The following is a 22,675-nucleotide window of genomic DNA, read 5'->3' as shown; positions in this document are numbered from 1 at the left end:
AACGGCAGCGAATGCCGGTCGGACGAGGAGCCAACGACGTGACCGAAACGCACCAGACGCATGGGTCTGTGGCCCATGGCGTCACGGGCGCAGTCGGTCCGTCCGCCGTCGAGTCACCAGCCCCCGGATCGCCGCTCCCCGAATCGCGGGACATCCCCCAGGCTACGGTCACGCGGCTGGCGACGTACTTGCGGGTCCTCGGAATGCTGGCGGACCGCGGCACGATCATCGTCTCGAGTGAGGAACTCGCCGCCGCTTCCGGTGTGGGTTCGGCCAAGCTCCGCAAGGACCTGTCTTTCCTCGGCCCCAACGGAGTGCGGGGGGTCGGCTACGACGTCACGCGGCTGCGGGCACGCATCGAACGAGCACTCGGTCTGGACCGCGGGCACAAGGTCGTCCTCGTCGGTGTCGGAAACCTCGGCCAGGCCCTCGCCGGTTACGGCGGTTTCGGACGCCGCGGATTTTCGATGGTGGGTCTCTTCGACAGCGACCCGGAGCGTGTCGGCACCCCGGTAGGCGACCTGGTGGTCCGCCACGTCGACGAACTCGAACAGGCCTGCGCCGAACTCGAAGCCACCATCGGCGTCATCTCGACTCCGGACGAGGCCGCACAGGACGTGTGCGACCGCCTCGTCGGCGCCGGGCTGCGGTGCATCCTCAGCTTTTCGCCGACCGCACTCGACGTCCCGGACCACGTCGAGATGCGCCGCGTCGACCTTGCGGTCGAGATGCAGGTCCTCTCGTTCAACAGCGCACGCAACACCGAGTCGGCTCCTGGCGCTCGGGCCGCGGAGGTCGTACCCACGGCCCCGCGCGTGCGCATCGGACATTCGGCTGTCCCGTCCACCGCACCAAGAAACGGATCAGTGATCGCGCCGTGAGTGTTCTGCTTGTCGGGGTCTCGCACCGGACGGCTCCCGTGCCGGTTCTCGAGCGGGTTGCTGTCACCGAGACCGATCGCCCGAAGCTGACGGACAAGCTTCTGGCGTCGACGCACATCTCGGAAGCGATGATCGTCTCGACCTGCAACCGGGTGGAGATCTACGCCGTCGTCGACGCGTTCCACGGTGCGCTCACCGAGGTCGGTGAACTTCTGGCGGATCATTCCGGGCTCGACCTCACCGACCTGCACCGTCACGCCTATGTGCGGTACAGCGAGGCGGCCGCGGAGCACCTGTTCGCGGTGGCCAGCGGACTCGATTCGATGGTGATCGGCGAACAGCAGATTCTCGGTCAGATCCGGACCGCCTACGCGTCCTCGGACGCCCAGCAGGCCGCCGGACGCACGTTGCACGAGCTCGCCCAGCAGGCGTTACGCGTCGGCAAGCGGGTTCACGCGGAGACGGGAATCGACTCGGCGGGCGCGTCGGTCGTCTCGGTGGCCCTCGACCGCGCCGCCGGCGTCATCGGCGCCGGTGGGCTCAGCGGCCGGACCGCGGTGGTCGTCGGCGCCGGCTCGATGGGCGGGCTCTCGGTCGCATACCTCACCCGTGCCGGCATCGGCCGGATCCTCGTCGTCAACCGCACCGCGGAGCGGGCCGAGCACCTGGCCGACACGGCCCGGTCGGGCGGGGTCGAAGCGGAGGCGTTCGAGCTCGGTCACCTGCCCACGGCGATGGCGCAGGCGGATGTGCTCGTGACCTGTACCGGCGCGGTCGGTGCCGTCGTCACGCTCGCGGATACGCACCGTGCGCTGGCCCAGCCCGACCGCGACCCCGAACGTCCACTTGTCATCTGCGACCTCGGTCTGCCCCGCGACGTCGAGCACGCGGTCTCGGGACTGCCCGGGGTCACCGTGCTGGACATGGAGTCGCTGCAGCGCGACCCCGCCGCGGGGGCCGCCGCGTCGGACGCCGATGCCGCTCGGGCCATCGTGGCGAGTGAGCTCGCCCAGTATCTCGCCGGCCAGCGGCTGGCGGAGGTGACGCCGACCGTCACCGCCCTGCGTCAGCGCGCCGCGGACGTCGTCGAAGCCGAGTTGCTGAGACTCGATTCCCGGCTCCCCGGGCTCGACGACCCCGAGCGCGACGAGGTGGCCCGCACCGTCCGCCGAGTGGTCGACAAGCTGCTGCACGCTCCTACCGTGCGGGTGAAACAGCTCGCGTCGGCGCCGGGTGGCGACTCGTACGCCGCCGCGCTACGCGAACTGTTCGAGCTGAGCCCCGGATCCGTGGAGGCGGTGGCAAAACCGACCGACCTCGGTGCCATCGACATCACCGACGGATTCATCGCGGGTCAGGACCCCCGTCTGCGCCGTTTCGTCGCGGGCGACAACCAAGGGAAGGAACCGCAGGCATGAGCGCCGTCGGCACCCGCACCCTGCGGATCGGTACCCGCGGAAGCGAACTCGCCACCACCCAGGCCGGCACCGTGCGTGACGCACTGATCTCCGCCGGACACGAAGCCGAACTCGTCATCATCAAGACCAAGGGCGATCAGTCCATGGAGTCGGTGGAGAAGATCGGGGTCGGTGTCTTCACCGCGGAACTTCGGGAAGCGCTGGTCGACGGCCGCGTCGACGTGGCCGTGCACTCGTACAAAGATCTGCCGACCGCCCGGGACGAACGGTTCACCATTGCCGCGATTCCGCCGCGCGAGGACCCGCGTGATGCGCTGGTCGCCCGCGACGGACTCGTTCTCGGTGAACTTCCGGTCGGGTCGAAGGTCGGTACGTCGGCGCCGCGCCGCACCTCGCAACTGCGGGCACTCGGCCTCGGTCTCGACATCCGCCCCCTGCGCGGCAACCTGCAGCGTCGGCTCGGCAAGGTGGAGTCGGGCGAGCTCGATGCCGTCATCCTGGCGCGGGCGGGGTTGGCGCGTATCGGCCGACTGGACCTGATCACCGAGTCCCTCGAACCCGTCCAGATGCTGCCTGCACCTGCCCAGGGTGCGTTGGCCGTGGAATGCCTGTCCGGCAACACCGCGCTCGTGTCGATCCTGGCCGAGCTCGACGACCCGAACAGCCGCGCCGCCGTCACCGCGGAACGTGCTCTCCTCGCCGAACTCGAGGCCGGATGCACCGCACCTGTCGGGGCAATCGCGGAAGTCGTCGAATCACTCGACGACGACGGCCGCAGCTTCGACGAACTCTCCGTCCGTGGTTGCGCAGCAGCCATCGACGGTTCGGACGTCATACGCACGGGGGCAGTGGGCTCCCCGGACAACGCCGAAGAACTCGGCCGCTCGGTCGCACGGGAACTCCTCGAACTCGGGGCGCGCGAGCTGATGAACGTCACCGAGGCCGGTGATGCCGATGTTTGATGTGCGAAGGCCGACCGATCGGCCGGCCCGCCCCCTGTACCCATCTCGACACATGATCGCACTGGAGAATTACCGATGAGCCGAGTCCGAAAGAACACCCCCGGACGGATCCTGTTCGTGGGATCCGGACCGGGCGATCCGGCCCTGCTCACTGTGCACGCACGGGACGTCCTTGCCGCAGCGACGCTGGCCTTCACCGACCCCGACGTCGACAAGGGCGTCACCGTCCTGGTCGGCACCGACCTGGGCGTCGACGCGGAAACCGGTGAGCCGCTCGCCGAGGTCCGCCCGGCTCTCGGTGAACCGGCCGAGGTCGCGAAGACCCTCGTACACGAGGCCCGCAACGGCCACGACGTCGTCCGCCTCGTGTCCGGTGACCCGCTGACCACCGATTCGGTGATCGCCGAGGTCGCGGCAGTGGCGCGCACTCAGGTGCAGTTCGAGGTCCTGCCCGGACTCCCTGCCGCGTCTGCTGTGCCGTCGTACGCCGGCATGGCGCTGGGCTCGGGACACACCGAGGCCGACGTCCGCGGTGAGGTCGACTGGGCGGCGCTGGCCGCGGCGCCCGGACCGCTGGTGCTGCACGCCACGTCGGGGCACCTCGCCGAGACGGCGAGCGCGCTCGTCGAACACGGTCTTGCTCCGCAGACCCCGGCCGCGATCACCGTTCGCGGCACCACCCGGCAGCAGCGCACCGTCGAGGCCACCCTCGCCACCCTCAACGAGGCCGGTTCCGAACTGGTCGGCTCGCTCGTCGTGACGGTCGGCAAGGTGGTGGCCCAGCGCAGCAAGATGTCGTGGTGGGAATCGCGTGCCCTGTACGGCTGGAAGGTCCTCGTGCCCCGCACGAAGGATCAGGCCGGGGAGATGAGCGACCGCCTGGTCACCCACGGCGCCATCCCGATCGAGGTGCCGACCATCGCCGTGGAGCCGCCCCGCAGTCCCGCGCAGATGGAACGTTCCGTCAAGGGCCTGGTCGACGGCCGGTACCAGTGGGTGGTGTTCACCTCCACCAACGCGGTGCGTGCGGTGTGGGAGAAGTTCGAGGAGTTCGGGCTCGACGCCCGCGCGTTCTCCGGCGTCAAGATCGCTTGCATCGGCGAGGCCACGGCCGCCAAGGTCCGGTCGTTCGGGATCAACCCCGAACTCGTGCCGTCCGGTGAGCAGTCGAGCGAGGGTCTGCTGGCCGAGTTCGCTCCGTACGACGACGTGTTCGATCCCGTCAACCGGGTTCTGTTGCCCCGCGCTGACATTGCCACCGAGACACTCGCCGAGGGTTTGCGTGAACGCGGCTGGGAAATCGACGATGTCACCGCCTACCGCACCGTCCGGGCTGCGCCGCCGCCGGCCGAGACCCGCGAGATGATCAAGACCGGTGGGTTCGACGCGGTCTGCTTCACCTCGTCGTCGACGGTCCGCAATCTCGTCGGTATCGCAGGAAAGCCGCATGCACGGACCCTCGTGGCCTGCATCGGTCCCAAGACCGCGGAAACCGCAGTGGAGTTCGGACTTCGCGTGGACGTACAGCCGGAGACCGCTCAGGTCGGCCCGTTGGTGGAGGCTCTCGCCGAGCACGCCGCGCGACTGCGCGCCGAGGGTGCACTGCCCCCGCCGCGCAAGAAGTCCCGCGCCCGGCGATAGGCGCTACGCGCCTGTGCGCCTTTTTGGTTGTTCCCACTACCAAAAAGGCGCACAGGCCCGACGAAGGAGGGCCCTTCCGTGTTCCCGACCCACCGGCCGCGGCGATTGCGCCGCACACCGGCGTTGCGCAGACTCGTCGCCGAGACTTCGCTCGAGCCACGACATCTGGTTCTGCCGATGTTCGTGGCGGACGGCATCGACGAGCCGCGCGAGATTTCGTCGATGCCCGGCGTCTTCCAGCACACGCTCGCATCGTTGCGGTCGGCTGCCATCGAGGCTGTGGAGGCGGGTGTCGGTGGGCTGATGTTGTTCGGTGTGCCGCGTCCCGACGACAAGGACGCCGAGGGTTCCGGCGCCAGCGATCCGGACGGCATCTTGAACCGTGGGTTGCGCTCCCTTGCAGAGGAACTCGGTGACGCGACCGTCATCATGGCGGACACGTGCCTGGACGAGTTCACGGAGCACGGTCACTGTGGGGTGCTCGACGACAGCGGCGCGGTCGACAACGATCGGACGCTGCTCAGGTATGTGGACATGGCCGTTTCACAGGCCGATGCCGGTGCCCACCTGCTCGGTCCGAGCGGGATGATGGACGGTCAGGTTGCCGCCATCCGGAAGGCGCTGGACGCCGCGGGTCACACCGAAGTCGGTCAGCTGGCGTACTCCGCGAAATACGCCTCCGCTTTCTATGGGCCGTTCCGTGAGGCTGTGGGCTCGTCCCTGCAGGGTGACCGGAGAACGTATCAGCAGGACTCGGCCAATCGGCGGGAGTCGCTGCGCGAAGTGGATCTCGATATCGAGGAAGGTGCCGACCTCGTCATGGTCAAGCCGGCGATGTCGTATCTGGACATTCTGCGCGACGTGGCGGACAGGTCACCGGTTCCCGTTGCGGCATACCAGATTTCGGGTGAGTACTCAATGATCACGGCGGCTGCGCAGAACGGCTGGATCGATCGGGACGCCGCCATCCTCGAATCGTTGACGAGCATTCGGCGGGCGGGCGCCGACATCGTTCTCACCTACTGGGCCACCGAAGCGGCGGGCTGGCTGGGATGAATGCGGCGCGGCGTCCGGTGGCGGATACGGTGGTGCCATGACTTCGCAGTGGCCGCACACCCCGCCACACCAGACACCGCAACACCAAATTCCGCAACAACAGGCACCGCCGCAGGGTCCGAATCAGTACGGGGCCTATCCGCCGCCCGTGCCGCAGCCGAAGCCTGAGCGCCCCGCCCCGGTCGATGTGGGCACGGCGGCGCAATTGCTGTGGGTGGTGGCCGTGCTCGGTGTGATCCAGGCGGTGGCGGCGATGGTCCTGGTGGTTCGTGAGAAGTCGACCTTCGTCGACGAACTGATGACCAATCCCAGCGTGAAATCCGGCGAGGTCGCGATGACGCGGGAGAACGTGGAGATGCTCTTCTACGTAGGCATTGCCGTCACTGGTGTCGTCATTTTGCTCCTGACGGGCCTGTTCGTCCTTTTCGTCCATTTCATGAGGAAGGGCAGGAACTGGGCGAGATCCTTGCTGACGGTCGTGAGCGTCACGATGGTGGTCTGGACGGTGCCGGTGCTGTTCGGAATCGGATCGGACGGCAGTAGTATCGCTCTCGCCGTCGGAGGTGTGCAGATCCTGCAGGCTGTGGTGGCGGTGGGTGCCGTCGTGCTGATGCACCGGAAAGACTCGAACAGTTATTTCTCGAAGCTGCCCGCGTCGTAGCTCGAGTTTGATCGTGAAACATAAAGATGTACCGTGAAGTACGTCACAACAGCACACGGCAGACTTCTTCTACCGAAGGGCTTTTCTACATGCGCGCTGAAGATCGGGCACACGGGTCACGCAGGGAAGCACTGATGTTCGCCATTATCGTGGCCTTCGTACTGCTGACCCTGCTGCTCGTCGTCATTCCCGGTGCCGTTTCCTGAGGTGATCCCGCCGGGCGTGGACCACCGCGCGACCGCAAGAATCCGGGCGGTCCGTGGCTGAGGAGATTTTGTTCAGTGAGCCCGGCGCGCGCTGGCGGTTGGTGGCATTCGGCCCGGTGTTCTGCACTGTCGCGCTGGTAATCGAACTTTTGACGGGCCCGGTGGTGCACTGGTTCGCCCTGCCGTTGTTCGCCGCCCTCCTCAGCGGGTTCCTCTACGTGCAGGTAGTTGCCGCCCGCCGGCACGCGAGCGTGGAACTCACACCTACCATGCTGCGGCAGGGCACCGAGGAGCTACCGATCACCGAGATCGTGAAGATCCTGCCTCCGCCGGACACCGAGTCGTACGCACCCCAGCCCTGGGAGACGGCCCGGACGCTCGGTGAGCTGTCCGCGGTGCCCCGGCGACGATCGGGTATCGGGCTTCGACTGCGGGGCGGCGCACTGGTGCAGGCTTGGGCGAAGGACGACGAGGGGTTGCGGGCACAGCTCGAGTCGCTGCTCGCAAAGGCCGACGGAGGGGCGGAACAGTGAATCGACGCGCCATGGGGTCGGCGGGGGAGATCGCCTCTGCCGTCGTCCTATCAATTCTGGCGGTGTGGTGCTGGACGTCGGCACGAGTTACCTCCGATTTCGGCCCGGTCGCGCCGGGCGCGCCGTCCTACCAGGGAACCGAGTATTCGGGTTCGTGGATCGCCGGCGCCGCCGCCCTCGTCACCGTTGCGGGCCTGTTGGTGATCGACGCGATCCGCAGGTGGGTTGCCGGCCCGGCGGGTCACCCCGCCGAGCCGTCGACGTCACCGGAAGATCTGAGTCTTGCGGATCGTGTCGGTTCCCGGCCCGTCGATCATCGCGGAGCCGAGTAGCGCCTCCGGCACTCCCAGTCCCTCGACGAGCGTCGCCGCGTGGGGGCGCAGCTTGCGGCAACGGTCGTTGATTCCCCGCTGCACCGCTTTGGACCGCTCGACCGACAGGTGGCGGTGTTCCATGAACCACGCCTTGTCTTCCTCGATGATGCTGAGCGCGTAAAGGTCGCAGACGTCGCTCAGAAGGTTGCGTGCTTCCTCGTCCTGACATTCGTCGATACCGGCGATGAATGCTTCGAGCACCACCCGGTCGATGTGCGCCTGCGCGGCGTGCATCACGTGATCCTGGACGAAGTTGAACGCGTCGAACGGGTTTTCCTCGCGCTTCTGCGCACCCTGGAGCCGGCGAGCCGCGGTCGAGAGCAGGTACTGCTCGCGGTCCTCGAACATGGTGAGCTGTGTCCCGCGGTTGAAGAGGCTGCCGTCCTCTTCGTTGTCCTGACGCGTGTCGAGGATGGTCTGAATGATCTGCTGCGCCGCTGTGCGGGTCTTGACAACGTCCGACACGGTCGTGGCAGCGAAACGCATCCACTCGACGGGACTCATCCCGCGGACCTCGTCGGCGTAGGACGTGAGCAGTTCCTTGGCAACCAGTTGGGTGAGCACGTGGTTGTCGCCCTCGAAAGTGGTGAACACGTCGGTGTCCGCCTTGAGAGCCGTCAGCCGGTTCTCCGCCATGTACCCGGCGCCGCCGCACGCTTCCCGGGCTTCCTGGATGGCGCGGGTCGCGTGCCAGGTGTTCGCTGCCTTGAGGCCGGCCGCCCGACCTTCGAGTTCGCGCTGCTCCTGCGGATCGGCATCCTCGATGCTCTGGATGTCATGCATCTTCGATACCAGCTCGTTCTGCGCGAACTGCAGCGCGTAGGACCGTGCGATCAACGGGAAGAGCCGTCGCTGGTGCACGAGGTAGTCCATGAGCAGAACTTCGTCTTCGCTCTGCGGCGCACTGAACTGGCGGCGCTGCAACGCGTATCGGGTCGCGATCGACAGTGCGACGCGGGCCGCGGCGCCGGCTGATCCGCCGACGGTGACGCGTCCCCGCACGAGGGTTCCCACCATCGTGAAGAAGCGGCGATTGGCGTTGTCGATCGGGGAGGAATAGGTGCCGTCCTCCGCGACGTCGGCGTACCTGTTGAGCAGATTCACCCGCGGAATGCGCACCTGATCAAAGGTGATGCGGCCGTTGTCGACTCCGGGGAGCCCACCCTTGTAGCCGCAATCGGAGGTATGAACGCCCGGAAGGTCGTTGCCGTTCTCGTCGCGAATCGGGACGAGGAAACAGTGCACGCCGTGGTGTTCACCCTGCGTCACCAATTGCGCGAAGACGGCCGCCATCGTCGCGTGTTGTGCGGCCCCGCCGATGTAGTCCTTGCGGGACGACGGGGTGGGGGAGTGGACGACGAATTCACCGGTGGCCGCGTCGTAGGTGGCAGTGGTCTCGAGTGCCTGGACATCGCTGCCGTGGCCGGTCTCCGTCATCGCGAAGCAACCGAGTAGGTTCAGGTCGATGAGAGGCTTGACGTATGCCTCGTGGTGGCGAGCGGTGCCCAGATTTTCGATGGCTCCGCCGAAAAGTCCCCACTGCACGCCCGCCTTGACCATCAGCGACAGGTCGGACATCGCCAGCATCTCGATGCTCGTCACCGCGGCCCCTGCGTCCCCGGTGCCGCCGTGGTCCTTCTTGAACCCGTCGGCTGCATAGCCGTTGCCCGCAAGTAGACGCATCTGCTCTAGCGTCTTGGCTCGCGCTTCTTCCAGATCGGGGGTGTAGTGCGGAGCGAAATCGGGCGTGGCGGACAGTTCCGCCCGCACGCGCTCGCGTACTTCCCTCCAGCGCCCGTCGAGTGTGCTTCTCAGGTGGTCAGCTGTGGTGGCCATGAGTCGACCCTAGCGGGAGCCCTACAGTTGCGGGTGTGAGTACCGGCAACGACGGCACGGGCGGACGACGGGTTTTCGACGCACATCTGCACGTCGTGGATCCCCGCTTCCCACTCGTCCCGAACGACGGCTATCTGCCGCCGGAGTTCACCGTGTCCGACTACACGAGACGGGTGGCCGGACTCGGTGTCGTCGGGGGCGCCGTAGTGTCCGGATCGTTCCAGGCATTCGATCAGACGTATTTGCTGGACGCGCTGGGAGCGCTCGGTGACGGCTTCGTCGGGGTGACGCAGCTGCCCGCCTCGGTGGCGGACGAGGAGATTCTGAGTTTGGACGCGTGCGGAGTACGAGCCCTGCGGTTCAACGTCCGCCGGGGTGGGTCCGAGTCGTTGTCGCACCTCGACACTCTCGCCCGGCGAGTGCACGAACTCGCCGGATGGCACGCGGAGCTGTACATCGATGCCCGCGATCTCGACGACCTCGGTGATCTCGTGGGGGCACTTCCGGTGGCGAGCATTGATCACCTCGGTCTGTCCGCAGAGGGTCTGCCGCACCTCCTGTCCGTGGTCGAGAAGGGGATCCGGGTCAAAGCGACAGGCCTAGGCCGGGGAACTCTAGATGTCGCCGCCGCGCTGACGGCGCTGGTGGCAGTGAACCCGCGCGCCGTGATGTTCGGGACCGACCTCCCGTCCACCCGGGCGCCGCGACCGTTCGCCGACTCCGACCTCGAGATCGTCGCCGACGCCGTGGGGAGTGAGCACGTCGAGGCGGTGTTCTACGGGAACGCGGCCGAGTTCTACCGCATGGCGGAACCGTTGGCCGCCGCCCGGACGAGTTGCTGATGGCGTAGTGCGATCTGGGTCTGCGTGGCGATCACGGTGGACGAGCGTAAGACGTTGCGGCCGTCGACGATCGAATTGATCACACGTTGCAGATCGGCATTCGTGCGCGCCACTACCCGCACCAGGACGTCACCGGCGCCCGTGATCGTGTGCGCTTCCAATACTTCGGGGATGGCGGTCAGATGCTCGACCACGGCGGCGTGTCCGGTGCCCTGGGCGATCTCGAGAGTGGCGAATGCGATGACCGGAAAGCCCAGGGCCTCGGGATCGAGGGTCGGCGCCGAGCCGGTGATCACCCCGGAGCGTTCGAGGCGGTCGAGCCGCGCCTGGACTGTGCCACGCGCCACCCCGAGTCGGCGTGAGGCCTCGAGGACCCCGACCTTTGGTTCGTCATGGAGAAGATCGAGGAGTGCGGCGTCGAGCCGGTCGAGAGCCATCGTCATCCCCTGGTCATCTTGTACGATGGAATGCGGATACTGTCCAGCATTGTGTACACATTGACCATCCTAAAATCGCACAGTTGCGCATGGCAGTGATCTGAATCACAGTTTTTGCATGACTACTGCCGACATTCGACTGACTCCGCGTGAAGTGGCCGCCCGGCTCGACACCGCCGGGCTCCGGCAACTGGTCGGCCTCGTCGAACACGACGACGCCTCGGATCCCTTTCCCGTAGTCGCCTTGGACGCCGTGGTGTTCGTGTGCGGCAATGCGACGCAAAGCATGCAGTACTACGTGTCTACCTGGGGGATGACACTCGTCGCGTACGCCGGACCCGAGACCGGTCAGCGCACGCACAAGTCGTTCGTGCTCGAGTCGGGTTCGGCGCGATTCGTGCTCCACGGTGCGGTGGACCCGAAAAGCCCTCTCGCTGATCATCACCGGACGCACGGCGACGGCGTCACGGATCTCGCGATGGAGGTGCTCGACGTCGACCGGTGCATCGCCCACGCGCGCTCGCAGGGCGCCACGATCCTGGAAGAGCCGCACGACGTCACCGACGAGTTCGGTACCGTCCGGCTGGCGGCGATCGCCACCTACGGCGACACTCGGCACACCATCGTCGACCGCAGCCGGTACGACGGCCCGTACCTACCGGGATACGTCTCGCGCAGTGGCACTTTCGTACCGAGGCCGGGAAGGCCGAGGCGGTTGTTCGAGGCGCTCGATCATGCGGTGGGCAACGTCGAGATGGGCCGGATGGACCATTGGGTCCGCTTCTACAACCGGGTCATGGGATTCACGAACATGGCCGAATTCGTCGGTGACGACATCGCCACGGAGTACTCGGCGCTCATGTCGAAAGTGGTCGCCAATGGAAATCATCGCGTGAAATTCCCGCTCAACGAGCCCGCCGTCGGCAAGAAGAAGTCGCAGATCGACGAGTATCTCGAGTTCTACGGTGGGCCGGGATGCCAGCACCTCGCACTGGCGACAGGCGACATCCTCGCGGCCGTCGACGCGCTGCGAGCGGAGGGCGTCGAATTTCTGAGCACCCCCGATGCGTACTACGAGGATCCAGAGCTTCGCTCCCGGATCGGCAAGGTCCGAGTGCCGGTGGAGGAATTGCACAAACGCGGAATCCTCGTCGACCGGGACGAGGACGGCTATCTGCTCCAGATTTTCACCAGGCCGCTGGGCGACCGGCCCACCATGTTCTTCGAACTGATCGAGCGGCACGGATCTCTCGGTTTCGGAGCGGGAAACTTCCGGGCGCTGTTCGAGTCCATCGAGCGGGAGCAGGCGGCGCGCGGCAATCTGTGAGTCCCCGAATGGCGAACAGGGCATCATCCAGGAATGAACAGGAAAGCCGAATCTCCGCGCGGCCTGACGGAGCCCGGGGCATGAGCCTCGTCACCGGACCGATATTTCAGATCTGCTGGGTGGTCGAGGACCTCGACGCGGCGGAGCGCCATTTCACCGACCAGTTCGGAGTCGCGAAATGGTTGCGACTGCCGAATGTGCATTTCGGTCCCGATCACTGCACGTACCGCGGGGAGCCCGCCGACTACGTCGTCCACGTGTCGCTCGGGTACGCCGGAGGGCAGCAGCTCGAACTCATCGAACCGGTGTCGGGCCGCAACCTCTATGTCGAGCAGTTGGAGAGGAGCGGTCCCGGAGTGCACCACGTGGCGTGGGTTCCCGACGACTTCGAGGCCACGCTGGCGGAGGCGGCGAGCCGCGGGCTGCCCATCGTCCAGCAGGGGCGGTTCGAGGGAGTCGGGATGGAATTCGCCTACCTCGACGGCGGCCCCCTCGGCGGCTACGTCGAGCTGATGAAGCTGTCCGAGGTGATGCGGGCGATGTTCGACTCCCTCGTCCCCGAGTGACCGCACGGAAGTGATACTGGCCACCCACTACACCCTGTCGTTGGCAAATTCGACAGAACTGGGACACTGGAGGCCGTGACTGTTTCCTCCGGTGGCCCCGACGTGCACGCTTCCCGTTCCGCTCAGCTCTTCGACCGGGCCGACGTGGTCATTCCCGGCGGCGTCAACTCGCCGGTGCGGGCCTTCGGCTCGGTCGGCGGAACCCCGCGTTTCATCGAGAAGGCTGCCGGTTACACGCTCACCGACGTCGACGGCAACGACTACGTCGACCTCATCTGTTCCTGGGGTCCGATGATTCTGGGCCACGCCCATCCCGCTGTCGTCGAGGCAGTCCAGAAGGCGGCCGCCACGGGGCTGTCCTTCGGAGCACCCACCGAGGGTGAGATCGAACTGGCCGAGGAGATCGTCGCCCGCGTCGCGCCGGTGGACAAGGTGCGGCTGGTGAATTCCGGCACCGAGGCCACCATGAGCGCGGTCCGACTTGCCAGGGGATTCACCGGCCGGACCAAGATCGTGAAGTTTTCGGGTTGCTACCACGGCCACGTCGACGCCCTGCTCGCCGACGCCGGTTCCGGCCTGGCCACGTTCGGCCTGCCGACGTCGCCCGGCGTGACCGGCGCCCAGGCGGAGGACACCATCGTCGTGCCCTACAACGATCTCGAGGCCGTCGCGCAGGCGTTCGCCGCCAACGAGGGCCAGATCGCATGCGTCATCACCGAGGCTGCCGCAGGAAACATGGGTGCCATCGCACCCCAGCCCGGATTCAACGATGGACTGCGCACGCTCACCCGCGAGCACGGCGCGTTGCTGATCATGGACGAGGTGATGACGGGATTCCGCGTCAGCTCGGCCGGCTGGTACGGACTGGAGGGTGTCGCAGGCGACCTCTACACGTTCGGCAAGGTGATGAGCGGCGGCCTGCCCGCCGCCGCCTTCGGTGGCCGTGCCGACGTCATGGCTCATCTGGCGCCCGCCGGTCCCGTCTACCAGGCGGGCACGCTGTCGGGAAACCCCGTCGCCGTCGCCGCCGGTCTCGCGAGCCTGCGCGCAGCCGATGCGAGTGTCTACGAAGCCCTCGAGCGCAACAGCGTCACCCTGCAGAACCTGCTGTCCGAATCGCTGACCGCGGCAGGTGTGCCCCATCGAGTGCAGACCGCCGGAACGATGCTCAGCGTCTTCTTCACCGAAGAACCGGTCACCAACTACGCCGAGGCGAAAGCGGCGCAGACGTGGCGGTTCCCGGCCTTCTTCCATGGACTGCTCTCGCGCGGGGTGTACCCACCGCCCAGCGCGTTCGAGGCCTGGTTCGTCTCGGCGGCCATGGACGACAATGCCTTTTCCATCATCGCCGACGCCCTGCCGCATGCAGCGAAGGCCGCCGCGGCGGCCACCCAGCCCTGACCGTCTGTCCAGTCCTGACGCGCCGCGTCGATTCAGCCACCCGACTCCCCGCCCCGACCCGAGGAACCGCACCGTGACCGATGCCGCTCACCCCGACCACACCCAGACCCGCACGATCGTGCACGTGCTCCGGCACGGCGAAGTGCACAACCCGCGAGGAATTCTCTACGGCAGGCTTCCCGGTTTCCGCCTGTCGGTGACGGGCGAGGCACAGGCCCGCGCCGTAGCGTCGGTCCTGGCGACCCACGACATCACCCACGTGGTCGCATCGCCGCTACAGCGGGCGCAGGAAACGGCGGCGCCGATCGCCGAGAAGCACGGACTCGAGATCGCAACCGACGAGAACCTCATCGAGGCGGGTAACGAGTTCGAGGGACTCAAGGTGTCGGTGGGCGACGGCGCGCTCGCACGCCCCCGACACTGGTGGAAGCTGCGAGATCCGTTTACTCCGTCCTGGGGTGAGCCGTACCTGCAGATCGCGCACCGAATGCTTGCCGCCGTCAACAGCGCGCGCGTGGCCGCCGTGGGTCACGAGGCCGTGGTCGTCAGCCACCAACTTCCCGTCTGGACGCTGCGCCGATTCCTGCAGGGCGAGCGGTTGTGGCACGACCCGCGCCACCGCCAGTGCTCGCTGGCGTCGCTGACGTCGCTCGTCTACGAGGGCGACACACTCATCGACATCGTGTACTCGGAGCCCGCGGGCGCATCGGATCCGAGGGTGAGCGGGGCATGATTCGGGGGCGCTTCGCCGGGCTTCTCGCGGTGATCTGCATGGCCGCGGTGTCGCTGTCGGCGTGTGCGTCCGGCGACGACGCCGTGGCCCAGGGAGGCACGTTCGACTTCGTGTCCCCGGGCGGTCAGACGGAAATCTTCTACGATCCACCGGCCGATCGAGGCACCATCGGCACCGTGTCCGGACCCGACCTCATGACGGAGGGCAAGACCATCTCCCTCGACGACTACGAGGGCCAGGTAGTGGTCCTCAACGTCTGGGGGCAGTGGTGCGGGCCGTGCCGCGGCGAAGCGAACGACCTCGAGCAGGTCTACGAGGCGACCAAAGACCAAGGTGTCGCGTTTCTCGGGATCAATGTCCGGGACAATCAGCAAGACAAGGCGCAGGACTTCGTGATCAACAACAACGTGTCGTATCCGTCGATCTACGACCCCGCCATGCGGACGATGATCGCCCTGGGGGCGAACTACCCGACGAGCGTCATTCCCACCACGGTCGTGCTCGATCGTGAACACCGTGTCGCCGCGGTGTTCCTGAAGGAATTGCTGGCGGACGACCTGCAGCCGGTAGTCGAACGGGTGGCGCAGGAATCGTGACTACCGGTACCACCCTTCTCGCCGCCGGCGTCGGCGACGCCTTCCAGTCCACCGCCTCGTCGGGACCTCTGTTCCTTGCGCTCGGAGCCTGCGTTCTCGCCGGTCTGGTCTCGTTCGCCTCGCCGTGCGTAGTTCCGCTCGTCCCCGGTTACCTGTCCTACCTGGCCGGTGTCGTGGGCGCCGACGCTCCGGCCGTCACCGCCGAAGAAGCCGCGACGCGCACGAAGACGGTGACAGACGGACGCCTGCGCGTCGCCGGGGCCGCAACTCTGTTCGTGGCCGGTTTCACGGTCGTGTTCGTCCTGGCCACGGCGTCGGTCTTCGGCGCCATCTCGGTCCTCTCCGTCAACCGCGAAGTATTGATGCGGGTCGGAGGTGTCGTGACGATCGCCATGGGATTGGTGTTCATCGGCCTGATCCCGGCGTTGCAGCGTGACACCCGGCTCGAGCCGCGGCGCATCTCCAGCCTGGCGGGAGCCCCGCTGCTGGGTGCGGTATTCGCACTGGGGTGGACGCCCTGCCTCGGTCCGACACTGGCCGGTGTCATCTCCCTTGCTGCCGGCACCGACGGCGCCACCGCGGCCCGCGGCGTAGCCCTGATCGTCGCCTACTGCCTCGGCCTGGGCCTGCCCTTCGTGATCCTGGCCCTCGGCTCCTCCCGCGCGCTGCGGGGTGTGGGCTGGCTACGCCGCAACGCGCGAACCATTCAAATCTTCGGCGGCATCATGCTCGTGGCGGTGGGCATCGCCCTCGTCACCGGCGCGTGGGATCAATTCGTCGGCTGGATTCGCGACGCCTTCATCTCGGAAGTGACCCTGCCCATATGAGCGACACCCAGACCCCCGAAGCCCCGGAAGCCGCACCGGTACCCCGCCAATCGCTGCCGGGCCGCGCTTTCGCGCTGGTCCGCAACACCTGGCGTGGGCTCACGTCGATGCGGACGGCGCTTGTGTTGCTGTTCCTGCTGGCACTCGCGGCGATACCCGGGGCCTTGCTGCCCCAGCGCAGCCTCAATGCAGGCAAGGTCGACGAGTACATCGCGAATCGGCCGACCCTCGGTCCCTGGATGGACCGGCTCGAACTCTTCGACGTATTCGGCAGTTTCTGGTTCACCGCGGTCTACGTCCTGCTCTTCATCTCGCTGGTCGGCTGCATCCTTCCGCGTTGCGTCGATCACGCGAAAGCACTGCGCACGCGTCCGGTGGCGGCGCCCCGCAACCTCGCGCGTCTGCCCCACCACGTCGAGCGCCGGGTCGACGAGACGCCCGAGGAACTCGCCGCCCGCATCCGTACTTCGCTGAAAGGGTGGCGGGTGGAGACCCGCACCGGCGGCGCACGCCCGGTCCGCGACGGTGAGATCACCCTCTCCGCGGAGAAGGGTTACACGCGCGAACTCGGCAACCTCGTCTTCCACCTCTCGCTCGTCGGTCTGCTGGTGGCCATCGCCGTCGGCAAACTGTTCGGGTACGAGGGCAACGTGATCGTGGTCGCCAACAACGGTCCCGGCTTCTGCACCACGTCCCCCGCCGTGTTCGATTCGTTCAAGGCAGGGAACACGCAGGACGGCACGGGAATGACCCCGCTGTGTCTCAAGGTCAAGGATTTCACCGCCGACTACCTCGACAACGGTCAGGCCGAGATGTTCACGTCGAACATTTCGTACCAGGCCGGTGACGACCTCGAAACCGGTACCTGGCGCGACGATCAGTTGCAGGTCAATCATCCTCTCCGCGTCGAGGGAGACCGTGTCTACCTGCAGGGACACGGATACGCGCCGACATTCACCGTCACGTTCCCTGGCGGCGAGACGCGGACCGAAACGCTGCAATGGCGACCCGACGATGCGACGACGTTCCTCAGCAGCGGGGCCATGCGATTCGATCCGCCCGGCGGCATGTACCCCGACACGGACGAGCGCCGTAAGAATCAGATCGCGATCGAAGGCTTGTTCGCCCCCACCGCGCTGTTCCACGGCAACCTGCTCGCGTCGAGTCATCCGGCGATGAAGGACCCGGCGGTGGCCATCGACATCTACAAGGGCGACACCGGCCTCGACACCGGCAACCCGCAGTCGCTGTTCTCCCTCAATACCGAACTGATCAACCAGGGCCGGCTGGTGAAGCAGGACCGCGTCAACCTCATGCCGGGGGAGAGCGCCACGCTCGCCGACGGCACTCAGGTGCGGTTCGACGGCGCCGTGGACTTCGTCAATGTGCAGGTGTCGCACGATCCGGCGCAACAGTGGGTGCTGGTGTCGGCTCTGACGATGATGGCAGGACTGCTGGTGTCGCTGCTGATCAAGCGGCGCCGCATCTGGGCCCGCATCTATCCCGCGGACCCCGCCGACCTTGACCCACGACGTACTGTAGTAGAGCTTGGCGGACTCGCCCGGACCGATCAGGCCGGCTGGGGTGACGAGTTCGACCGGCTCTGCGCCCGTCTGCTGACGGACGACACGAAGCCTGACGCGCAGGAGAAGCGACGATGACGACCAACGAGACACTGGCGCAGTACAGCGACTGGGCCTTCCGATCAGCGTTCACGGTGCTCGCGCTCGCGCTCGTGCTGCTGATCGTGCAGTACGCGTCGACGAGGGCGCGCGCCGTGCAGGACAAAGAGCTCGTTGCGGCGGGTGCCAGGCCCGCCGGCTCGGCGACGGTTCCCGGACGCGTGGTCGAGCAGCCGAAGAAGCCGATGGCCGAACGCTTCGGCGGCATGGGGTCTGCGGTGCTCGTGGTAGGCACTGTTCTCATCTTCGCGTCGATCGTGCTCCGCGGATTCGCGACCGACCGTTTCCCGCTCGGCAATATGTACGAGTTCGTCACCATGGCCTGCGGGGCGGCGCTCGTCGTGGGGCTGGCGCTCCTGTCGAAGCCGGCATACCGGCCGATGTGGGTTTTCCTGCTCGTCCCCATTCTCATCCTGATGTTCCTCGCCGCCACGGTGCTCTACGCGGATGCGGCACCGGTGGTGCCGGCGCTGCGGTCGTACTGGCTTCCGATCCACGTCACCATCGTCAGCGTGGGTTCGGGCGTCTTCCTGGTGTCGGGCATCGCCAGCCTGTTGTTCCTGCTGCGGATGCGTTACCCGCGCGGCGAGGAAGGAACGGGCATCTTCGCGCGGGTGGCGGAGCGCCTGCCCGACGCGCAGACCTTGGACCGATTGGCGTACAAGACCACGATCATCGGGTTCCCGCTGTTCGGCGCCGGTGTCATCCTGGGGGCGATCTGGGCCGAAGCCGCCTGGGGGCGGTTCTGGGGATGGGATCCCAAGGAGACGATGTCGTTCATCGCCTGGGTGATCTATGCGGCATATCTCCACGCCCGAGCGACCTCCGGATGGCGCGATACCAAAGCCGCGTGGATCAACATCGCCGGCTTCGTCGCGATGCTGTTCAATCTGTTCATCATCAACATGGTGGTGTCGGGACTGCATTCGTATGCGGGCCTGACCTGACGGTCACCACCGACTGATATTCTTCCGCCGCGACGTCTCCCAGCGGTGTGAAGCGGTGGGGACTACGGAGACTTCATCTAGGGGGGATGTTCGGCCATGTCCGAAAACAACGCTGGCGGGTGGGAGCCGGTGCGGCCGGCATCGAACCCGCCCGCCGACACCACCGTGGGATCCACACCGCACAACGCCGCGCGGCAGGCGCCGTACGTTCAGCCGCAGGGTCCCAACCCCTTCGCGCAGCCGGGGCACCAGGCCCCCGCCGCGACGCCGGCGCGTCCTCAGACGCAGCCCCCGGCCGCGGCTCCTACTCAGGCACCGGCGCCCACACTGGCTCCCGCATCTCCGCAGCCCGCCCCGGCTCCGACGTTCACGGCCCCCGCGCAGCAGCTGCCGTCGCACACGCAGCAACCTGCTCCCGCCGCGTACACGTCGGCTCCCCAGCAGCATCCGGCGAGCCGTCCGCAGACCGTGCGTCCCGAGCAGCAGCAGTACGCGGTGTCCGCGCGAGACCTGTCCACGTCACTTCTGCTCAAGCAGGTCAAGCCAGCGCCCACGACGGGGTGGCGCAGAATGCTGTACCAGGTGTCCGGTCGCTACATCAACCTGGGGAACAGCGCCAAGGAACAGCGCCGCATCGAGCTCACCAAGCAGGTCAACCAGCCGTTGCAGGGCTGCTACAAGATCGCTTTGCTGAGCCTCAAGGGTGGAGTCGGCAAGACCACCACCACGGCCACACTGGGATCGACGTTCGCATCGTTGCGCGGTGATCGAGTGATCGCGGTCGACGCCAACCCGGACCGCGGCACGCTCAGCCAGAAGATCCCCCTGGAAACCCCCGCCACCGTGCGGAACCTGCTCCGCGACGAACACAGCATCGAAAAGTACAGTGACGTCCGCAGTTACACGTCACAGAGTCGGCATCGGCTCGAGGTACTCGCATCGGACAGCGACCCGGCAGTGTCGGAGGCGTTCAGCGCGGACGACTACGCGCGCACGGTCGCAATGCTCGAGAAGTTCTACAGCATCGTCCTCACCGACTGCGGCACCGGGCTGATGCACTCCGCGATGCAGACGATTCTCGAAGAGGCCGACGCACTCGTGGTGGTCAGCTCGGGGTCGGTCGACGGTGCCCGCAGCGCCTCGGCGACGCTCGACTGGCTCGATGCGCACGGCTACCGCGAACTCGTCGCGAAGTCCGTGGCCGTCGTCAACGCCGTCCGCCCGCGCTCCGGCAAAGTTGATCTGCCGAAAGTGGTCGAACACTTCGAACAGCGGTGCCGGCTGGTCCGGCTCATCCCGTTCGATCCACACCTCGAAGAAGGCGCCGAGATCGAACTCGATCGCCTGCGGCCCAAGACGCGCAATGCCCTACTCGAACTCGCTGCAGCGGTGGCGTCCGACTTTCCAGCCTCCACCTTCGCGCTCCAGGATCATCGCTGACGCAGGAGCCGAACCGCTGCGGAAATCACCCAGTGGTATCCGGCGAACCCGTGTCGGGCTCGTCCGACTTCCTCCGTCGGGCGTCCCGACTCATGCGCCACAGAAAATCTGGATCGTCGTCGGGTCCGAGAACCCTGTCGTCGAGAACTGGCTTCGTATTCGGGCCGAACGCTTTCCAAAGTAGAAACGCCACGACCACGAGCCCGATGAGCGCCAACAAATACAGCACCGCGCACCTCCTTACACCGCTCGGGTAGCCGGTATCCCTCGAGCGTAGCCGTGTAAGAAGCCGACGGCACCTACCCCCTCAGGGGCGAGCCCGTCCACCTGTTCAGGGTCGCGCAGCCGCCGTGTTCAGGGTCGGGAGCCTCCGTGTTCAGGGTCGGGTAGCCAAGGTGTTCAGGGTCGGGCAGCCTCCGTGGTGAGCGAGCGGAGCAGTTGCATCACTTCGGCCTCACGGAACCGGCGGTGGCCACCGGGTGTCCGGAGCGAGCCGAGCCTGCCCGCGTGCGCCCACCGGGTGACGGTTTTCGGGTCGACGTGGAACAGAGCGGCCACCTGGCCCGGGGTCATGAGGGCTTCGTTCGGTCCGCTGAAACCGGATCCGTTGTAGGTGGGTGCGCTCATCGACGGTCCTCCGCTGTTTTCGTTCTGTCAGTGCTGCAGCTGGTCGCAATCGCGACCGAATACGGTCATCGTGGCACCACAACCCCCAGGTACTCGAACGATCTAATGTTGGTAAAGGGGAGGTAATAGACAAATCGGATAAGTCGGACGTTCGAGCGCGCCCCGGTGGGTGGGTAATCTGGGGGTCGTGAGCGAGCCCAGTGAGAAGCCGAAGAACCCGAAGCCAGCCGATCAGGCCAAGCCCCCCGTGACCGCAGGGTCGGCGGCCCCACAGCCGGCCGAACGGGTCACCAAGGGTCGTCTGGCTCGCGACATCGCGCTCTACTCCTTCGCTCGACTGCTCCTCGTCGTCGTCATCGCGGGCATCATCCTCGGAGTCGCCGCCCTGGTCGGGGTGACGATTCCGCTGCTCGTCGCCGCCATTTTCGCGGTCCTGATCGCCCTTCCGCTGTCTCTGCTGCTGTTCGCGACACTTCGGCGCAGGGTGAACGAGGGGATCGCTGCGTTCGACGCGCAGCGCCGCGCGGACCAGGCTGACCTGCGCGCGAAACTCCGCGGCGAGGACCGGTGACGGACGCCGACTGCGTCGTCATCGATCGGAGCCGGTCCCGAGACTGGGTGGACAATGCGGTTCGTCTGATCGAGGCCGACGCGCAGCGCAGCGCCGACACGCATCTCCTCCGTTACCCGCTTCCCCCGGCGTGGGGCGTGCAGCTGTACCTGAAGGACGAGTCGACGCACATCACGGGAAGCCTGAAGCACCGGTTGGCCCGTTCACTTTTTCTGTACGCGATCTGCAACGGGTGGATCACCGAGGGAACCACGGTCATCGAGGCGTCGTCCGGTTCGACAGCGGTCAGTGAGGCCTACTTCGCCAAGATGCTGGGCCTCGACTTCGTGGCGGTGATGCCGCGCAGCACGAGCGGCGCCAAGGTCGCGCTGATCGAGGCGCAAGGTGGGCGCTGTCACTTCATCGACCGCCCGCCCGAGATCTACAGCGAGGCCCGCAGGCTCGCGGCGGAGTCGAACGGCCACTTCATGGATCAGTTCACCCACGCCGAGCGGGCCACCGACTGGCGGGGCAACAACAACATCGCCGAGTCGATCTACCAGCAGATGGCGCGTGAGGAACACCCGGTGCCGGAGTGGATCGTGATGAGTGCCGGTACCGGAGGCACCAGCGCGACGCTGGGGCGTTATATCCGGTACCGCAGGCACGCCACCCGACTCCTCGTGGTCGATCCCGAGAACTCGGCGTTCTTCGGCGGGTACGACACCAATTCCTGTGACTACGCGACCGGGCTGCCGTCCCGTATCGAGGGCATCGGCAGGCCTCGCGTGGAACCTTCGTTCGTCGGACAGGTCATCGATCGGATGATGCGCGTACCTGACGCCGCTTCCATTGCCACCATGCGCCATGCCAGTTCGGCACTGGGCCGGCGTGTGGGTGGTTCCACCGGCACGAACCTGTGGGGCGCGTTCTCGGTGGTGGCAGAGATGATCGCGGCCGGCCGCTCCGGCAGCGTCGTGACCGTCCTCTGCGACGGCGGTGAGCGCTACGCGGACACCTATTACGACGACCGGTGGGTCAGCGCTGAGGGCATCGACCTCACCGGGCCGACTGCATTGCTGGACGACTTCGCGCATACCGGAGTCTTGCCAGGTCACACCGCCTGAGAGTG

At 66.7% G+C, this 22,675-nt stretch carries 24 protein-coding genes; 20 read left to right on the top strand and 4 right to left on the bottom strand.

The genetic code is table 11. From position 1 onward, the window contains the following. Positions 1-11: 11 nt before the first annotated feature. The 8 genes from L1080_RS17665 (at position 12) to L1080_RS17630 (ending at position 7,690) form a co-directional block, all read left to right on the top strand. Positions 12-881, top strand: coding sequence for a redox-sensing transcriptional repressor Rex (locus L1080_RS17665; protein ID WP_250772822.1), 870 nt, complete (start codon positions 12-14; stop codon positions 879-881). Then, the gene (locus tag L1080_RS17660) at positions 878-2,299 is read left to right on the top strand and encodes a glutamyl-tRNA reductase (RefSeq protein WP_213573108.1); all 1,422 of its coding nucleotides are present in this window, start codon (positions 878-880) and stop codon (positions 2,297-2,299) included. Before L1080_RS17665 ends, L1080_RS17660 begins: the two co-directional genes overlap by 4 nt. Beyond that, on the top strand, positions 2,296-3,261 hold the full coding sequence (gene hemC / locus L1080_RS17655) for a hydroxymethylbilane synthase (RefSeq protein ID WP_109327851.1): 966 nt from the start codon (positions 2,296-2,298) through the stop codon (positions 3,259-3,261). Before L1080_RS17660 ends, hemC begins: the two co-directional genes overlap by 4 nt. Before the next feature lie 75 nt (positions 3,262-3,336). Further along, positions 3,337-4,902 (top strand): bifunctional uroporphyrinogen-III C-methyltransferase/uroporphyrinogen-III synthase, encoded by a 1,566-nt coding sequence (locus L1080_RS17650; RefSeq protein ID WP_109327853.1) that lies wholly within the window; start codon positions 3,337-3,339, stop codon positions 4,900-4,902. A 78-nt stretch (positions 4,903-4,980) separates the two neighbouring features. Further along, entirely contained in the window at positions 4,981-5,958 is a 978-nt protein-coding gene (gene hemB / locus L1080_RS17645) for a porphobilinogen synthase (RefSeq protein ID WP_250772720.1), read from the top strand. A 37-nt stretch (positions 5,959-5,995) separates the two neighbouring features. After that, entirely contained in the window at positions 5,996-6,619 is a 624-nt protein-coding gene (locus tag L1080_RS17640; protein WP_250772718.1) for a hypothetical protein, read from the top strand. A gap of 259 nt (positions 6,620-6,878) precedes the next feature. Continuing rightward, positions 6,879-7,358, top strand: a complete 480-nt coding sequence (locus tag L1080_RS17635) for a hypothetical protein (RefSeq protein ID WP_250772715.1) — start codon at positions 6,879-6,881, stop codon at positions 7,356-7,358. Continuing rightward, positions 7,355-7,690 (top strand): hypothetical protein, encoded by a 336-nt coding sequence (locus tag L1080_RS17630; RefSeq protein WP_236603399.1) that lies wholly within the window; start codon positions 7,355-7,357, stop codon positions 7,688-7,690. Before L1080_RS17635 ends, L1080_RS17630 begins: the two co-directional genes overlap by 4 nt. Here the strand turns inward: L1080_RS17630 and L1080_RS17625 are convergent. After that, positions 7,622-9,568, bottom strand: a complete 1,947-nt coding sequence (locus tag L1080_RS17625; RefSeq protein ID WP_250772713.1) for an acyl-CoA dehydrogenase family protein — start codon at positions 9,566-9,568, stop codon at positions 7,622-7,624. The genes L1080_RS17630 and L1080_RS17625 overlap by 69 nt on opposite strands. Positions 9,569-9,603: 35 nt before the next feature. On the opposite strand from L1080_RS17625, the gene L1080_RS17620 reads away from it, so the two are divergent. Continuing rightward, entirely contained in the window at positions 9,604-10,410 is an 807-nt protein-coding gene (locus L1080_RS17620; RefSeq protein WP_250772710.1) for an amidohydrolase family protein, read from the top strand. On the opposite strand, the gene L1080_RS17615 is transcribed toward L1080_RS17620, so the two are convergent. Then, positions 10,365-10,847 (bottom strand): Lrp/AsnC family transcriptional regulator, encoded by a 483-nt coding sequence (locus L1080_RS17615; RefSeq protein WP_159926982.1) that lies wholly within the window; start codon positions 10,845-10,847, stop codon positions 10,365-10,367. The genes L1080_RS17620 and L1080_RS17615 overlap by 46 nt on opposite strands. Before the next feature lie 118 nt (positions 10,848-10,965). Between L1080_RS17615 and hppD the strand changes: the two genes are divergently transcribed. The 9 genes from hppD (at position 10,966) to L1080_RS17570 (ending at position 20,366) form a co-directional block, all read left to right on the top strand. After that, a complete protein-coding gene (gene hppD, locus L1080_RS17610; RefSeq protein WP_250772708.1) occupies positions 10,966-12,174 on the top strand; it encodes a 4-hydroxyphenylpyruvate dioxygenase in 1,209 nt (402 codons plus the stop codon). An 80-nt stretch (positions 12,175-12,254) separates the two neighbouring features. Then, a complete protein-coding gene (locus L1080_RS17605) occupies positions 12,255-12,740 on the top strand; it encodes a VOC family protein (RefSeq protein ID WP_250772706.1) in 486 nt (161 codons plus the stop codon). Positions 12,741-12,815: 75 nt separating this feature from the next. Continuing rightward, positions 12,816-14,141, top strand: coding sequence for a glutamate-1-semialdehyde 2,1-aminomutase (gene hemL / locus L1080_RS17600; protein ID WP_250772704.1), 1,326 nt, complete (start codon positions 12,816-12,818; stop codon positions 14,139-14,141). A gap of 73 nt (positions 14,142-14,214) precedes the next feature. Continuing rightward, positions 14,215-14,874 (top strand): histidine phosphatase family protein, encoded by a 660-nt coding sequence (locus L1080_RS17595; protein WP_109327872.1) that lies wholly within the window; start codon positions 14,215-14,217, stop codon positions 14,872-14,874. Further along, positions 14,871-15,470, top strand: a complete 600-nt coding sequence (locus L1080_RS17590) for a TlpA disulfide reductase family protein (RefSeq protein ID WP_159920309.1) — start codon at positions 14,871-14,873, stop codon at positions 15,468-15,470. The genes L1080_RS17595 and L1080_RS17590 overlap by 4 nt, the downstream gene beginning before the upstream one ends. Continuing rightward, complete coding sequence (locus L1080_RS17585) at positions 15,467-16,297, top strand: cytochrome c biogenesis CcdA family protein (RefSeq protein ID WP_159920311.1); 831 nt, start codon at positions 15,467-15,469, stop codon at positions 16,295-16,297. Before L1080_RS17590 ends, L1080_RS17585 begins: the two co-directional genes overlap by 4 nt. Then, a complete protein-coding gene (gene resB, locus L1080_RS17580; protein WP_250772701.1) occupies positions 16,294-17,958 on the top strand; it encodes a cytochrome c biogenesis protein ResB in 1,665 nt (554 codons plus the stop codon). Before L1080_RS17585 ends, resB begins: the two co-directional genes overlap by 4 nt. Then, the gene (ccsB, locus tag L1080_RS17575) at positions 17,955-18,926 is read left to right on the top strand and encodes a c-type cytochrome biogenesis protein CcsB (RefSeq protein WP_250772699.1); all 972 of its coding nucleotides are present in this window, start codon (positions 17,955-17,957) and stop codon (positions 18,924-18,926) included. The genes resB and ccsB overlap by 4 nt, the downstream gene beginning before the upstream one ends. Before the next feature lie 96 nt (positions 18,927-19,022). Continuing rightward, on the top strand, positions 19,023-20,366 hold the full coding sequence (locus L1080_RS17570; RefSeq protein ID WP_159920317.1) for a nucleotide-binding protein: 1,344 nt from the start codon (positions 19,023-19,025) through the stop codon (positions 20,364-20,366). Positions 20,367-20,391: 25 nt separating this feature from the next. Here L1080_RS17570 and L1080_RS17565 read toward each other — a convergent pair whose 3' ends face one another. Together L1080_RS17565 and L1080_RS17560 are read right to left on the bottom strand one after the other, a co-directional pair. Continuing rightward, the gene (locus L1080_RS17565) at positions 20,392-20,595 is read right to left on the bottom strand and encodes a hypothetical protein (protein ID WP_159920319.1); all 204 of its coding nucleotides are present in this window, start codon (positions 20,593-20,595) and stop codon (positions 20,392-20,394) included. 170 nt (positions 20,596-20,765) lie between these two features. After that, positions 20,766-20,993 carry a BldC family transcriptional regulator gene (locus L1080_RS17560; protein WP_109327888.1) on the bottom strand — a complete coding sequence of 76 codons (228 nt, stop codon included), beginning with the start codon at positions 20,991-20,993 and terminating at the stop codon, positions 20,766-20,768. 187 nt (positions 20,994-21,180) lie between these two features. Here L1080_RS17560 and L1080_RS17555 point away from each other — a divergent pair, with 187 nt between their 5' ends. Both L1080_RS17555 and cds1 read left to right on the top strand, forming a co-directional pair. Beyond that, complete coding sequence (locus L1080_RS17555; protein WP_250772696.1) at positions 21,181-21,564, top strand: DUF4229 domain-containing protein; 384 nt, start codon at positions 21,181-21,183, stop codon at positions 21,562-21,564. After that, positions 21,561-22,670, top strand: coding sequence for an L-cysteine desulfhydrase Cds1 (gene cds1, locus L1080_RS17550; RefSeq protein WP_159920323.1), 1,110 nt, complete (start codon positions 21,561-21,563; stop codon positions 22,668-22,670). Before L1080_RS17555 ends, cds1 begins: the two co-directional genes overlap by 4 nt. The last annotated feature ends 5 nt before the right edge of the window (positions 22,671-22,675 follow it).

Source organism: Rhodococcus sp. MSC1_016 (assembly GCF_023667485.2).
Lineage (GTDB): Bacteria > Actinomycetota > Actinomycetes > Mycobacteriales > Mycobacteriaceae > Rhodococcus_F > Rhodococcus_F oxybenzonivorans.
The sequence above is the reverse complement of the archived record's forward strand: the minus strand, read 5'-3'. Positions and strand labels throughout refer to the sequence as shown.

Bases quoted from the DNA above. Each gene is read 5' to 3' on its own strand.
- L1080_RS17605 (WP_250772706.1), top strand. From the start codon at position 12,255: ATGAGCCTCGTCACCGGACCGATATTTCAGATCTGCTGGGTGGTCGAG.
- hemC (WP_109327851.1), top strand. From the start codon at position 2,296: ATGAGCGCCGTCGGCACCCGCACCCTGCGGATCGGTACCCGCGGAAGC.
- hppD (WP_250772708.1), top strand. From the start codon at position 10,966: ATGACTACTGCCGACATTCGACTGACTCCGCGTGAAGTGGCCGCCCGG.
- L1080_RS17625 (WP_250772713.1), bottom strand. From the start codon at position 9,568: ATGGCCACCACAGCTGACCACCTGAGAAGCACACTCGACGGGCGCTGG.
- ccsB (WP_250772699.1), top strand. From the start codon at position 17,955: ATGACGACCAACGAGACACTGGCGCAGTACAGCGACTGGGCCTTCCGA.
- resB (WP_250772701.1), top strand. From the start codon at position 16,294: ATGAGCGACACCCAGACCCCCGAAGCCCCGGAAGCCGCACCGGTACCC.
- L1080_RS17650 (WP_109327853.1), top strand. From the start codon at position 3,337: ATGAGCCGAGTCCGAAAGAACACCCCCGGACGGATCCTGTTCGTGGGA.
- L1080_RS17615 (WP_159926982.1), bottom strand. From the start codon at position 10,847: ATGGCTCTCGACCGGCTCGACGCCGCACTCCTCGATCTTCTCCATGAC.
- L1080_RS17665 (WP_250772822.1), top strand. From the start codon at position 12: ATGCCGGTCGGACGAGGAGCCAACGACGTGACCGAAACGCACCAGACG.
- L1080_RS17570 (WP_159920317.1), top strand. From the start codon at position 19,023: ATGTCCGAAAACAACGCTGGCGGGTGGGAGCCGGTGCGGCCGGCATCG.
- L1080_RS17560 (WP_109327888.1), bottom strand. From the start codon at position 20,993: ATGAGCGCACCCACCTACAACGGATCCGGTTTCAGCGGACCGAACGAA.
- L1080_RS17590 (WP_159920309.1), top strand. From the start codon at position 14,871: ATGATTCGGGGGCGCTTCGCCGGGCTTCTCGCGGTGATCTGCATGGCC.
- L1080_RS17640 (WP_250772718.1), top strand. From the start codon at position 5,996: ATGACTTCGCAGTGGCCGCACACCCCGCCACACCAGACACCGCAACAC.